This is a genomic window from Leptonema illini DSM 21528, from assembly GCF_000243335.1.
GTDB classification, from domain to species: Bacteria; Spirochaetota; Leptospiria; order Leptospirales; family Leptonemataceae; genus Leptonema; species Leptonema illini.
This window is the reverse complement of sequence record NZ_JH597773.1, coordinates 669,432-683,751: the sequence shown is the minus strand read 5'-3', so window position 1 is coordinate 683,751 and position 14,320 is coordinate 669,432. Positions and strand designations below refer to the sequence as shown.

Sequence of the window (14,320 nt, the reverse complement as noted above, 5' to 3'; positions counted from 1 at the left end):
AGAAAATTTAGCTATTTAAGCGTCTTATTGTAGAGGCTCCGTCAGCGGGCCTTACATAAAGCGAACCAGCTTATCGATCAGTCTGGATCGAATGCTGCTGCAAACTCAGGAAGAGCAGGCTGTCGCAGCCGGGGAAGCAGATAGAGAAAGAACCCGCCTCAACACGGATTCTTAGAGGAGCCCATATGGATCATCTTCGCGCAACCAACGTCGACCCGAGGCTTCTGCAAGCTGTGCTTGACGACACCGACGATATCGTCGTCATCACAGATTCTTCGGGCAGTATCCAGTATGTGAATCGATCTTTTGAAAAGATTACGGGCTACGCAGTCGAAGAGGTAAGGGGACGGACTCCGTCCATTCTGCGTTCACGTTACCATGATTCCGACTACTATTCAAATTTGTGGCAAACCATTTCGATAGGTCAGACGTATCATGGAGAGGTTATCAACCGAAAGAAAGACGGCACCTTCTACTTTGAAGAAAAGATCATCACGCCCATCATCGACGCAGAAGGACAGGTAACGCATTTCGTATCGACCGGACGCGATGTTACCTGGCGCCGCAAGGCGGAACGTTTGCTACGTATGCGCTTTGAGATTTCGGAGCTTCTTCTTGGTACATGGTCGCCGGATGGGCTTCTGCCCGTATTGCATGCGATCGGCAGGCACATGGGCGCCTGCATCGTCGAATACTGGGCTAAGAAGCCCGACGAGTATGAGAGAACGCATCGGTGGTCCGTCGACGACGTAGATGCAAATATGATAGCTGCGAAGACGCCGGCAGGCCGTGGATTTGTCGCCGTGGTCGAGCATCGCCGTCGTAGCACGTTTTTCACGAACCTGCAGAATAACCCGCTTTTTTCGTGGGTTCTTCCCGATAGTCGACCGTTTGAAGCAGCTCTTGCCTGCCCGGTCATGGCCTCGGGACGCGGTCTGGACGGCATCATCCTCGTGTATAAAGCGGCGCCCGAAGCGCAGGATGCGGAAACCCTGGCTGCTTTAACCGATGTCGGTTCTCAGCTTGGCGAATATTTCAGACGCCGACAGGCCGAGACCATGCTTACCGATATGGCCTATTATGATACGTTAACCGGCCTGCCGAACCGGAACCTTTTCTATGATCGTCTGCGAACGGCCCTGCGTCATGCGCAGCGGGAGCAGACGTCGCTGGCCGTGCTTTTTATCGATCTCGACCGATTCAAGCTGATCAACGATACCTTCGGTCATCGGGCAGGCGACGAGCTCATCCACGAAGCAGCCTCTCGATTGCGGCAGGCGCTGCGTCCCGAAGATACGGTCTCAAGGCTTGGCGGCGATGAGTTCCTGATACTTGTAGAAAACTTCGAGAATATATCGGATATTCAGGTCGTCTGTCAGCGCATCGTCCAGGCCTTTGAGGCGCCGTTCCCCGTTGAGGAAGTCGAGGTCTTCTTGCAGGCAAGTATCGGCGTCAGCTGCTATCCGGCCGACGCGAAAGATCCTCCGGACCTGATACGTCAGGCCGATCAGGCGATGTACAGAGCGAAGCAGATGGAAGGGTCGGCCTTCGCCCTCTTTAACTACGAGCTGGACCGTGAGGTAATATATTCTCTTGAAATCCAGGCCCTTCTACAGACCGAGATACAGAATCGTTTCGTAAATATGCAGGTTCACTATCAGCCGCAGGTCGATCCGCTCTCGCGCAGGGTGCTTGGTATGGAGGCGCTTCTGCGATGGAATCACCCGGAGCGCGGATGGATCTCTCCCTCTCGCTTTATTCCATCTGCTGAAAAGGCAGGCATGATTCAGCGGCTAACGGAGTTTGTTTTTGAACGCGTCAGCGAAGATCTACGGGCGACCGGTAGCGCGATTCCGGAGGTCTCTGTCAACGTTTCGGGCAAGCTTCTGCATAACCCCGCCTTTCTTGAGTTTATCAGAGAACGCGTCGAGGCGCGCAAGATCGACCCAAGCCGCATCGTGCTTGAGATCACCGAAACGGCAGCCGTTCAGTTCTTTGAAGAGTCCTGTCGCAAGCTGCAGGCTCTGAAAGAGATGGGATTCCGCATCGCCCTCGATGATTTTGGCACCGGGCACTCCTCTCTCAACTATCTCATGCAACTGCCCGTCGACATGATCAAGATCGACCGCAGTTTCATCGGACGTATCGGCGAGAATCGCAAATCACGAGAGATCGTGCGTCTGGCGCTTGACATCGCCTCCACGCTGGAACTTGAAACGGTCGCCGAAGGCGTTGAGACGACGGAGCAGATGAACTTCCTGATCGAAAACGGATGCCGTAGCGTGCAGGGTTACCTCACAGGCCAGCCGGCTCCGCTTGGCGAGCTTGTTGTGTAGAAGCAATGAGACGTTAATATTTCGCCGCCCTCTTATGATTTCCTTCGTGCCCTCGGTGTTCTTCGTGGTTAACACTTTTCTGGCTTTCTCGCGGCGAAGAGAAGAAGAAATAACCACAGAGGTCGCCGAGAACACAGAGAGAAGAGGGAGAGTTTCTTGATCGCGAAATACGCGAAAGGCGCGAAAGAAAACCAGGAGCATGGATTGAGCTCACTGTAATATAGCGGTTCACTTGTTGCCTGCACCGGATGACCATTCAATTCCAATAATCGAGGTTCGCGTCTTTCGCGCTTTTCGCGGTCAAACGGTTTTCCTTCTCCACATATTCGCCCATCTAACCGAAGCGATGAGACGTGATTCTTACGCAAAGCCCGTTCATGCCTCCGTGGTTCACTCTCTTCGGCTTTCTCTGCGCCCGGCGAAGAGAAGAAAAAAATGACCACGGAGGCACGGGGGAAGAGAGAAGAGGAAGAGTTTTTTGACCGCGAAATACGCGAAAAGCGCGAAAGAAGGCCAGGAGCATGGATTGAAACCGCTGCATTCTTCTCGCTTTGCTTATAGCTGTATAGGTTGGTCGTTCCATTCCAGTATTCGAGGTTTGCGTCTTTCGCGCTTTTCGCGGAACAAGGATTTTCCCGAATCCTGCATTCACATTTTGCTGCCAGAAGCGATGAGGCGCTATCATCACGTAACGCCCCTCATGATCTCCTCCGTGGTTCACCCTCTTCTGGCTTTCTCCGCGCTCTCTGAGCTCTCAGAGGTTCCCTCTATCTCCTCCGCGTCCTCAGCGGTTCACCCGGTTTCCGCCTTCTTTTTCGAGTTTCTTTCTTCGGCAGGGCCCGAAAAATTGACAGATAAATCAATGTTTCGGGAGAGAATCATGTCCGATCCAATCCGACTGCAATACGACGGACGTATTGCAAACCTCATCATGGACGGCGACGACAAGAATACGATCGACGATCGCTTTCTTACCTCGTTTCGCAATGCCATGAACGAGGTCGAAAAATCCGAGGCTCGTGTGATGGTCATCCGCTCCGCAAAAGAGGGATTCTTCTCAAACGGCTTCAATCCTGACGTTTTTCTTGGAGCTCCAAAAGATAAGATCAGAGCAAGCTTCAAGGCCCTTCTTGTTATGGGCGCCGATCAGTTCTTTTTTCCGCTTCCGACGATTTCGCTCATTACCGGATACGCAGCCGGAGGAGGCGCCTTCATCGCCGCCTACAGCGATTTTCGATTCATGAGCATGAAGAAGGCTCGGATCGGTTTTACGGAAGTGAATCTCGCTATGACGGTTCCGTCTTCGGGCCTTGAGATCCTCTCCCGCAAAATCGGCTACCAGAACGTTCTTCAAACCGTGCTTACGGGTAACCTTTTCAAGGCCGAGGAATGCCTGCGCTACAACATCGTCGACGAGATCTGCGAGGACGACGAGACGACGGTTAAGAAGGCCGAGGCGATGGCGAAAAAGATCGCCGGGCTTCCGCGCACGTCGTTGCTTTCTCTCAAGAAGAACGCCGCTCACTGGATTCCACGGGATCACTTCGAGCGACTGATCGAGCAGGATCTGGACGAGATCGAGAAGCTGATGGTGCTGCCGGAATGCCAGGGAGCCTTTGCCGCCCTGAAGGCAGGCAAGCGTCCGAAGTTCGACTGAGGAGGAGATAAACCTCGGAGGACTCAGGGCGCACTGAGAAGAGAGAGATTAGCTCTTCTGCATTTCTCATTCACTCTGTGTCCTCCGGTCCTCTGTGGTAGTATTCCTGGTTTTCTCGCATCTGTCGATTCCCTGAAAATTCGATAGATCGTATCCGGGGCTGAGAGAAGACGGCTCATGGCTCCGGATATTCGAGATTTTGTCGTGCCCCATGTGCGCGCGATGACAGGCTATGTGCCGGGTTTGCAGCTGAACGACAGGCAGATCCTCAAGCTCAATACGAACGAAAACCCGTTTCCTCTTCCTCCGGCTGCATTAGCCGACCTCGAAGCGGAACTGCATCGCAACCGGCTGCATCTGTATCCGAGCCCCGATTCATCGGCTTTGCGAGAGCGTATCGGCGATCTGTATGGTTGCGGAGCCGAATCCGTATTCATAGGTAACGGGTCGGATGAGATTCTGCGATTGCTGTTTCAGATCTTTCTCGGCCCCGACGACGAAGCGGTCGTTCTTGATCCTTCTTACTCGCTTTATCCCGTGCTCGCTGAGATGTTTCAGACGTCCCTGCAACGTATTCCGCTGAAAGAGGACTGGACGGCCGATCTTGATTCGATGCTTCTGTCGAGTGCGAAGCTGGCCGTGATCACGAATCCAAACGCTCCGACGGGGATGGAGGTTAGCCGGAGCGATCTGCTCGATTTTGCAGACCGCTGGAACCGCCCCGTTCTCGTCGATGAGGCCTACACCGCCTTTGGAACGGAGAGCGTGATGCGCGACGCCGGCCGTATCGCCCATCTCATGGTATGCAGCACCTTCTCGAAGGCCTACAGCCTGGCCGGTATGCGCATCGGATGGTTGATCGCTCATCCCGATCTGATTCGCGAGATCGACAAGCTGCGCGATTCGTATAACCTTTCTGCGCTCGCCCAGGCAGCCGCTCTGGCCGCTCTGAAACATCTTCCCGTTATCGAAGAGCATACAGCCGAGATCTGTCGGGTGCGCGATGTCTTCATGCAGTCGCTAACGAATATGGGCTTTGACGTTCTGCCGTCGAAGGCGAACTTCGTCTTTGCCGCTCCTCCGTCAGGGGAGGGCAGAGCCGTGTACGACTACCTGCTCGATCATAACATTCTCGTGCGTCATTTCTCGGCGGAGCGTATCAAACGTTTTGTGCGCATCTCCATCGGCACAGGCGAAAGCATGCGTCGCGTCGCCGATCTGCTGGCCGAAGGCGTACGTCTGTCGCGGTTCTGATCGGCGGCTGCGCGTCTTTATGGAGTTAGCCGCAGATGCCGCCGGCTATCTCCTGGTCCTGAGATCAGGAGAGGTGGCGGTAGAGCTGCTCGAAGGTTAACGCCGCATGCCAGATCAGATTGTGAAAGATGGTCAGAAAAAAGGCCGTGCGGGCGTGCTTCATGTCCTGTGATCTGACGAAACGGATCATATAAACGAGAACAAAGACCGAGAAAGGCACGGCCGTCAGGGCGAACGGAAGATCGGTGTAGCCGAGCGGATAAAAGCTGGCGATCATCAGAGCCGTAAACATCAGCTGATAGAGAACCATCTGAATGGACGTATAGCGGACGCCGCGTACTACCGGAAGCATGGCGAAACCGCCGCGAGCATAATCGTCTTTTCGGTAGCAGGCCAGTGCCCAGAAATGCGGCGGCTGCCACAGAAAGAGAAAGAGAAAGAGCAGCCAGCCGTACTCCGTAACGTAGCCTTTTGCGGCCGATTCTCCGATGAGCGGTCCGACGGCGCCTGAGATGCCGCCTATGAGCGTGTTTGTCGTCGATCGAGGCTTCAGCCAGATCGTATAAACGAAAACGTAGATTAGAAACGAAAGAAGCGAAAAAACCATCGCAAGCGGACCGGCATACATACCGAGGATCAGTAATCCTCCGCCGAGAAGGCTTGAAGAGACGATGTAAACGGTATAGGGGTTCGCCTGGCCCGTAACGAGGATGCGATGTCGGGTGCGTTCCATCTTCGCGTCGCGATGCTGTTCGACGATCTGATTGTAGCCGAAGGCGGCCATCGCCGAAAGCAGCGTGCCGATGATGGCGCCGAGAATGGTGCCGATATCGGGCATGACCGTCGACGAAAAAAGCGCCGGCAGCACGGTCAGCACGATCGAAAGCGCAAGACCCGGCTTGAAAAGCTGATAGAGAGCCTTGATTTCAGGTATGCGAATCATGCTCATGATACCGGAATTCAAGCAGGTTCAACCAGGCCACCATAAAGAGCACGATGGCGGTGAACGAATGCATAACCGTCACGGGAACGGGTAACGACCATTTTACGTTGAAGGCGCCGAGAGCGATCTGAACGAGCAGCAGCGCAAGAAGAAGGCCGTTTCGCGCGGCGAGAATCGTCCCGATGCTCCACGATGCAAGCAGGGCGACGAGGATGACGAGTGTATAACCCATATAACGATGCGACATATGCATCTCGTAGGGGCGATCGTGCATGGACGGAAAATATACGGTTTTCGCCACTACCTCTCCGTCGACCTCCACATGCTGTACGTAGCAGGCCGGGAACTCCATGCATACCTCGCCGACAAGGTTGGTGCTGACCCGTCCGCCGAGAAAGATCTGAAAGAAAATGGCGACAAGCACGACCGTTTGCAGCCAGCGGGGCGGCACGGCCATCGGTGCCGGCGCATCTGACACGATCGCCCGTCCCTTCTTCCATATATAGAGAAGAACGGCAAGATAGAGGATGGCGTTAAGCAGATGGGATTTTACGACGTAAGGATTGAGCAGCTCGGTGATGGTGGCGCCTCCGAGCAGGATCTGTACGGCAAGCAGTACAAAGGCCAGCAGAGCGGGTCTGATAAAGGTACGGCGGATGCTCGGTACAGAGATCAAATAGAAGAGCCATCCGAGAAAAACCAATCCCATGAAACCGGCAACGACGCGGTGAATGAATTCAAGATAAACCCTGTATTCGTACGGCGGAACGACATGGCCAAAGCAGAGCGGCCAGTCAGGGCAGGCAAGGCCGGCGTCTTCGGCGCGAACATAAGGGCCGAGCACCATCGTGATCAGGGTCAGGATCCACAGGATGTGACTGAAGCGAACGAAGCGAAGCCATTTCTGGCGGTCTTTGGCGAGATCCGGTCTCATTACGATCCTATTTTTTTCGCAGGGGTTTTGGGTCGAGCCCCTTTGCCGCGCAGAGATTCCGGAACACAGAGAGCTCACGCGGATTCGGAACTATAGAAGGCTGCTGAAAAAGCAGCCTTCTAAGGCTCTATGAAGGTCCCTTGCTGGTTCTCAGATTTCTCTGTGCCCTTTGAGTCCTCTGCGGTTTTTTTGTTCCTTCTACCCTCGAGCGTACCGGAAAATCCACGACCATAGAAAATTTGATTGCCATATATTTGTTACGTATTTATTTGTGTGCATGTTAGTTGAACTGCGCATCGAGAATTTCGGCATTGTCGAAAATGCACGTTTCCGGCCGGGGCAGGGCTTGAACACCATCACAGGTGAGACGGGCTCCGGTAAGTCGTTATTGCTACAGGCTCTACAGATGGCACTGGGGGCGCGGGCGGCCACGGGTTTCATCCGGAACGGCAGTTCGCGTGCCCTCATCGAGGCCGAGTTTGACGCTTCCTTTCAGAAAGAGCTGCTGCATCTTCTGGCCGAGCATGATATTCCCGTCTCCGATGGGCTTGTGACTCTCCGGCGAGAGCTTTATCTGACCGGACGTCCGCGCTCTCTTGTGAATGGCGTCAATGTTACCGGCCCGCTCCTGAAATCAATCGGCAGCGGCCTTGTCGAGATCCACGGGCAGCACGACCACCAGCGGCTGCTTGATCCGGCTCATCATCTCGATTTTCTCGATAGCTATGCCGGTACCGAGGAGCTGCGTGATCGCGTCATGCGTATGTTCCAGAGGCTAACCGAGATTCGCAAACGCCTGCGCTCAGTGTCTATGGAAGAAGAAGAGAAGCAGCAGAGGCTCGACTTCTTACGATTTGCAATAGACGAGATTGAAGACCTTGAACCCGCCGAAGGTGAGTTTGAGGCTCTTACAAACGAGAAGGCTCTGATGCAGAACTCCGGTCGTGTGTTCCAGGACCTGGCTGAGGCCTATAATCTACTCTATGAAGACGATCATGCCGTACTTACGGGATTAGAGCAGGTGGAGCGTCTGCTTGACAGGCATGGTGAGCTCTTTGTCGGCAACCTTTCTTCGTCTGTTGAGGGCCGGGCAGGCGACTCCAGAGATGCGACGAGAGGGTCTTATGAAGAAAAGTTGAGCATGATACGTCAGAGCGTCTATCAGCTGGAGGCCGTAGTCGAGTTCCTGCGTGAACAGCGTCAGAGGCTACAGTTTTCTCCGGAGCGTCTTGAGGATGTCGAAGAGCGATTGCAGGCCTACAGGCGCTTGCATAAGAAATATGGCGGAACGACGACGCTCGTGCTACAGAAGCGGGATTCCTTTCTGCGTGAGCTTGCTTCTATAGAGATGAGCGAAGAAGAGGCAGCGCTTCTGAAATCCGAGATGTCAGCCACCGAAGCCGATCTACAAGAACTCGCAGGAGAGCTGTCAATCCGGCGCCGATCCGTTATCCCCTCTCTTGAAGAGAAGCTATCATCTGAGCTGGCCGGCCTCGGCATGCCCGGGGCTCGCATCCAGGTCTCTGTTTCGCGAGAATGCGCCACCGATTCCGAGGAACGCTTTGTTGTGCACGAGAAGGGCTTTGATCTGATCGAATTCTTTTTTAATGCGAATGAAGGCGAGGCGTTGCAGCCGCTTAGAAAGATCGCGAGCGGGGGCGAGCTCTCGCGTATCACGCTGGCCTTAAAGAGCGTCATCCTGGATCGACAGTCGCCTGCAACGATGGTCTTTGATGAAGTCGATACAGGCGTCGGTGGCGAGGTCGCTCATACGATCGGCCAGCGGCTGAAAGAGCTTTCTGAGCGCAGTCAGGTGATCGTTATTACGCACCTGCATCAGATCGCCTCTCTGGGCCGGTTCCATTTTCGCATCTCGAAGCACAGTCGCAATTCCCGCACGTATTCTCGCGTGGAGCGGCTGAGCGGCGAGGAGCGGTTGCGTGAACTCGCCCGGATGCTTGGCGGTAGCGACCCCGCTCTCATGCAGCACGTGCGCGGGTTGCTCTCTGTCGCCGAGCCTTGAGAATTTTTTACGTTCCATGTTGCTGACCGGGGGCTTCGCCCCCCCTTTTTTTAAGTTGCTGCCATGACCCCGATCCGGATTTCTGTTTGAAACAGAGTCAGAATTGGCGGACTTTTTGAAATCCTACCTGAAAAATCTTCTTTCACTGCGCTTTGCAACGGCTACTTTCCTGACGGCTTCGATGCTGGTCATGGTTTTTCTGCCTGTTCATTCCGAGCGCAAAAACTTCGTCGGAAAAAAGATCTCGAAGATCGATCTTTACGGCCTTGTCTCCGTTTCCGAGGATCGCGTGTATGATGCCCTGCCGTTCCGTCGCGGCGATGTATTAAAAGAGGACGCTCTGAATGAGGCGGTGAAGAACCTCTTCGCAACGGGCGATTTTGAGGACGTTGAGATTCGGGCCAAACTGCTGTCCGATGGAACAGTACTGCTTTCCGTAATCCTTGATGAACTTCCCCGAATTAAAGAGATCATTTTTGTCGGCGAACAGGAGCTGTATGAGGCCGATCTGAAGACGGTATTGCCTTTCAAAGAAGGCGATGTCTTCCATGAACAACAGGCCCTTGACGGTATCGAACTGCTTAAAGAAAAGTATCGAGACGAAGGCTTTCTGCTGGCCGAGCTGTGGGTGCGTTCCGAGGAGCTATCTCCTGGCGAGATAACGATTACCTATCTGGTCGACGAAGGTCAGAACATCCCCATCACGCGAATCAACATCACCGGCACCAAAAAGATCAGTCCGGTTGAGCTACTCGATATTCTGGAGCAGAAAGAAGAAGGTTTTCTCGAAGACGGCATCTTTCGCGAATCGAAATTTGAGGAAGACAAATTCAAGATCCTCGCCTATGCGAAAACGCTCGGCTACGTAAACGCCGAGATCGATCCGGCAGGAACGGGCTATGAGATTCGCTGGCGCAATCCGAAGAAACCTGAAGATGGTCGGGTTGTCGTCGTAACCTACAGACTGATTGAAGGCGACATTCGCTATTTCGGCGGTTACTCTCTCGAGCATGATCCGGCGGGTATCAACGAAGAGTTCAATCCGAAGGAGCGTAAGAAGAAGGGGCGGGAGCATATGAATCCCGTATTCACCGCCGATCAGCTTATCAGCTTTCTCGAATTCGAACCTTCCGATGCCGGCCAGGTTTTCGATGAAGGGAAATATTTCCGTGATCGTAATACTTTGCAGCAGGCCTATTCTACGCATGGCTATGTTTTTGCGCAGATACAGCCCTATTACACGAACATTCCGCTCACCGAAGAAAACCTGAATAAATATGAAGCCTGCCAGTCGATTAAGAATCCGACGACTGACGATAGCCGTCAGTGCGCTGACATCGGCAAGAGCATCGATATCGGTCGCCTGCGTGAACTTCTGAAAGATGATCCCAAGATGCGCGGGCGTATTCTGCGTCATGTGCACTTTGTTGTGCGTGAGAATAATCTTGCCTATATCGAAAATATCATCGTCAAAGGCATGAAGAAGACGCAGGAAAACGTCATCCGTCGCGAGCTTCTGATCAAAGAAGGACAGCTTTTCAATTCGGCGCTTGTCGAACGCAGCCGTGAAAAAGTCTTTAACCTCGGCTACTTTAAAGAGGTTAACCTCGATATGCGTCCGGGTTCAGACGACAAGAAGATGAACCTGGTTATCTCTGTCATCGAACAGCCGACGGGAACGATTACCCTGGGCGGAACCTACGGGACGGCGTCCGGATTCTCGGTGTATACCGAACTTGGCGAAAACAACCTGTTTGGTACGGGCCAGCGTCTATCGGGTAAGCTACAGTACGGTCCGACGACGAGGCAGATCAGCACGACGTGGATCGAGCCCTGGATCTACGAATCCTGCGACGGTATTACAGGACGTTATTGGTATAATAAACAGCGTGGATTCGATGAGGCTCCAGGTCTGCTTGAGTTGAATGTTTTAACCGATAGCCTGCGCAGTGAAAACGAGAGCCTTGGCAAGGTCGTGAAAAGCATCATCGACGAAGAGACGGCATCGCTTGGAAAGAACGCGAAAACAGCGCCGGTCATCGTTCTCGACCGCATCAAGATGCGAATTCGTACGCTGATGCGCTCCCGCATCGAGCGTGAAGAAGAGTGTTATCGCGGTTTCCCGTCTCCGTGGGCGTTGAGTCTTTCTGCGGTTTACAGCTCTTACCGCATACCGACCACGGCGCTTACCGTTTCCAACGATTCAAACGATATGTTTGAAGGCGCCAGTTACGACATCAATGCGATGGGACTCGGAGTCGGCGTATCACATAGTTTTCTTGTAAACTGGGCGCACTATCATCGCTACAGTCCGTCCTGGTCTGTGGCCTCTCGCCCCACCTCGCTTGCAAACGACGAAGTGATCCGTCGCGCCAACCTTGGATGGCAGTTCAAGTCGAGCTTTACGAACGGACTGATATTTGATTCCCGCGATAACGTCTTTAATCCTACTTCGGGCTTTAACCTTGACCTTTCGGTCGAGATGGCAGGTCAGATGCTCGGCGGGCAGGACCACTTCAACCGTTACAAGATTACGGGTTCCCATTACTTCTGGCCTATCGACTATTCCTTCTATGGCCTGTTTAAATCCCGTAACCTGAAAAGATGGCGCGTTGTTGTAGAATCCCGTGTTTCGGCGACCTTCACGCATGAGACAGCCCCTTTTGGTAAGAATCAGGATAAGACGATCAACCCCTTCCTTGAAGCGGGAGACCGATTGTATCTCGGTGGCTATGAATCGCTGCGGGGGTATGAATACCGCAATGACCCGAATTTTCCGGCTCCCTGGTGGCAGTTCGGCGGATCCAACCATCTCGTGATCGGATCGCTTGAGCTGCGTCTTCCCATCGAGCCCAGTACCCTCTGGTGGACCTTTTTCGTTGACGCCGGTTCAGGATTCGTCAATCTCGGGGAGCTGACAGGCAATAACCTTGAATACGTCCAGCAGTATGACGATGCCGTCAGCAAGGATGCCGAAGGTCGACCGCCTCTTGAGGTTTGGTTCAGGCAGACTCACAACCTCGTGAACTACAATAAGTATCCATACGACAACTATTATGATTGGAACGACCCGAGACGGGCCGTGCTGACGCAGCGCAACCTATCGCTCGATCGAATGCTCTGGTCGTGGGGATTCGGTCTGCGCGTCCAGATTCCCGTTCTGCCGATTCGTCTGTTTATGGCTCAGAAGATGGCCTACAATAATGGTCGGTGGGCGCCTATTCCCGGCGATAGCAAATTCAATTTCGTTTTTGGAATCGGGGACTATCGATTCTGAGGCCAGGAGATGAAGGGAGCCATTCCGCGCATCTTCCGTTATCTGCTACGGTATCGCTTCAGGGTGCTGATCGGCGTCTTTCTGTCGCTCATCGTCTCACTGACGAACCTCGTCTCATTGACTTCGTTTGTCCCGATCTTCAATGCGCTCGGTTCTGATGAAAAGGTCGTATTATTTGATATCGGCGGCGAAGAGAAAACCAACTACGCTGATTATGAGGCTGGCAGAGATCAGCCCCTGCATGTGAGCCTGGCCGCACGTATTACCGGACTGAAAATTGCGGCAAATGAAAAGGCCGCGGCGATGAATAGCCGGGATCTTATATTCTTTCTCGCGAAGTTCATCCTTCCTGTCTATATCGTTAAGCTTATCTGTCTTACGCTGACGATCTATTTCATCGGCACTGCCGGCGCCTACGCTGCTCGCGATCTGCGTATGGATCTCTATCGCAAATTCGGCGATCTCAGTATCGCCTATTTCGAGCAGGGGCGCACGGGGTTTCTCATGAGCCGCATTTTGAACGATGTGCAGCTCGTATCGAGATCGTTATCCGTCGAGTTTCAAGAAGGTATCACCAATCTCCTGTATATTTTCACGCATCTTGCTCTTCTTGCCATGATTTCATGGGAGATGTTACTCGTCCTTTTGCTCGGCGTTCCCCTGGTCATGTCGCCTGTGAATCGTATCGCCTTGAAAGTAAGAAAAGCGGCACTCGGCCAGCAAGAGCGCCTCGCCGATATGATGGCTCATTTACAGGAAATCATATCGGGCATTCGCGTTATTCGCGCTTTTGCTATGGAAAAGTTCGAAGAGATGCGTTTCAATTCGATTAACGAAAAACTGTATCAGAATACCTATCGCGGGCATTACTATCATCAGGTCTCGCCCGCATTGTCCGATGTTGTCGTATCGCTCATGGCCATGCTGTTTATCGCATGGGGCGCCTATATGATTTCAGAGGGCCAGCTCGACCGGGGTCTCTTCTTCGCTTTTTTCCTGATTCTGATGTTCGTCATGCGCCCGGCCAGTCAGATTTCGGTGATGATCAACCTCGTCAGCGCTGCAGGCGCCGCTGCAGAGCGGATTTTCGAGATACTTGATATACCCTCAGAGCCGGCGGCCGGAAGCGGCAGAACGGCTTTCAAAGGCTTCCGTTCTGCCATTCGATTCGATAACGTTTCGTATCGTTATCCAGACAAAGAAGAGCGTGCCTTGAAGCATGTCGACTTTGAGATCAAAAAAGGGCAGACTGTTTCTCTTGTCGGCTATTCGGGCGGCGGCAAATCTACGACGGTCGACCTTCTGATGCGATTCTACGAACCGGAAGAAGGACGAATCTTACTCGACGGCGTCGATATCAGCGAGTTTGCCGTGCGTGATCTGCGCCGATGTATCGGCATGGTGACGCAGAACGTGTTTCTCTTTAACGGAACGATCGCCGAGAACATTGCGCTTGCTCAGCCAGGGGCGCCTCAGGAAAGAATCGAAGAATGCGCAAAGGCGGCCTATGCGCATGATTTTATCATAGAACTGCCTGAAGGCTATGATACGATCGTCGGTGAGCGCGGCGTGATGCTTTCCGGAGGGCAGCGACAGCGCATCGCCATCGCAAGAGCGCTGCTGCATGATCCCGACATTCTCATCTTTGACGAGGCGACCGCCGCCCTGGATAACGAAAGTGAGAAGATGTTTGAAGAGGCCATCGACCGATTGACAAGGATCAAAACCGTAATCATGATAGCCCATCGACTGCGAACGGTGTTCCGTTCCGATATGATCTTAGTCTTTGATCGAGGAGAAGTCGTCGAGCGCGGCACACATGAAGAGCTGCTCGAAAAGAACGGGCATTACCGCAAGCTGTACGAGATGCAGTTTAACGAAAGTCCTGGTGTGTAA

The 14,320-nt window shown here is 53.4% G+C and carries 8 protein-coding genes; 6 read left to right on the top strand and 2 right to left on the bottom strand.

Annotated elements, in window-relative coordinates:
• The first annotated feature begins 185 nt into the window (after positions 1–185).
• The 3 genes from LEPIL_RS21520 to hisC all read left to right on the top strand — a co-directional run bounded on the left by LEPIL_RS21520 (position 186) and on the right by hisC (position 5,247).
• A complete protein-coding gene (locus LEPIL_RS21520) occupies positions 186–2,336 on the top strand; it encodes a sensor domain-containing protein (RefSeq protein WP_002769834.1) in 2,151 nt (716 codons plus the stop codon).
• Between the two features lie 880 nt (positions 2,337–3,216).
• Positions 3,217–3,993, top strand: a complete 777-nt coding sequence (locus tag LEPIL_RS03070) for an enoyl-CoA hydratase/isomerase family protein (RefSeq protein WP_002769832.1) — start codon at positions 3,217–3,219, stop codon at positions 3,991–3,993.
• A gap of 177 nt (positions 3,994–4,170) precedes the next feature.
• On the top strand, positions 4,171–5,247 hold the full coding sequence (gene hisC, locus LEPIL_RS03065) for a histidinol-phosphate transaminase (protein WP_002769828.1): 1,077 nt from the start codon (positions 4,171–4,173) through the stop codon (positions 5,245–5,247).
• A gap of 64 nt (positions 5,248–5,311) precedes the next feature.
• On the opposite strand, the gene cyoE is transcribed toward hisC, so the two are convergent.
• Positions 5,312–6,196, bottom strand: a complete 885-nt coding sequence (gene cyoE / locus LEPIL_RS03060; RefSeq protein ID WP_002769826.1) for a heme o synthase — start codon at positions 6,194–6,196, stop codon at positions 5,312–5,314.
• Positions 6,174–7,124 carry a COX15/CtaA family protein gene (locus LEPIL_RS03055; RefSeq protein ID WP_002769824.1) on the bottom strand — a complete coding sequence of 317 codons (951 nt, stop codon included), beginning with the start codon at positions 7,122–7,124 and terminating at the stop codon, positions 6,174–6,176. Before LEPIL_RS03055 ends, cyoE begins: the two co-directional genes overlap by 23 nt.
• Positions 7,125–7,401: 277 nt before the next feature.
• On the opposite strand from LEPIL_RS03055, the gene recN reads away from it, so the two are divergent.
• The 3 genes from recN (at position 7,402) to LEPIL_RS03035 (ending at position 14,320) form a co-directional block, all read left to right on the top strand.
• Positions 7,402–9,147 carry a DNA repair protein RecN gene (gene recN / locus LEPIL_RS03050; protein WP_002769823.1) on the top strand — a complete coding sequence of 582 codons (1,746 nt, stop codon included), beginning with the start codon at positions 7,402–7,404 and terminating at the stop codon, positions 9,145–9,147.
• A gap of 115 nt (positions 9,148–9,262) precedes the next feature.
• On the top strand, positions 9,263–12,424 hold the full coding sequence (locus LEPIL_RS21515; protein WP_002769822.1) for a BamA/OMP85 family outer membrane protein: 3,162 nt from the start codon (positions 9,263–9,265) through the stop codon (positions 12,422–12,424).
• Positions 12,425–12,433: 9 nt separating this feature from the next.
• Positions 12,434–14,320, top strand: a complete 1,887-nt coding sequence (locus tag LEPIL_RS03035) for an ABC transporter ATP-binding protein (RefSeq protein WP_002769821.1) — start codon at positions 12,434–12,436, stop codon at positions 14,318–14,320.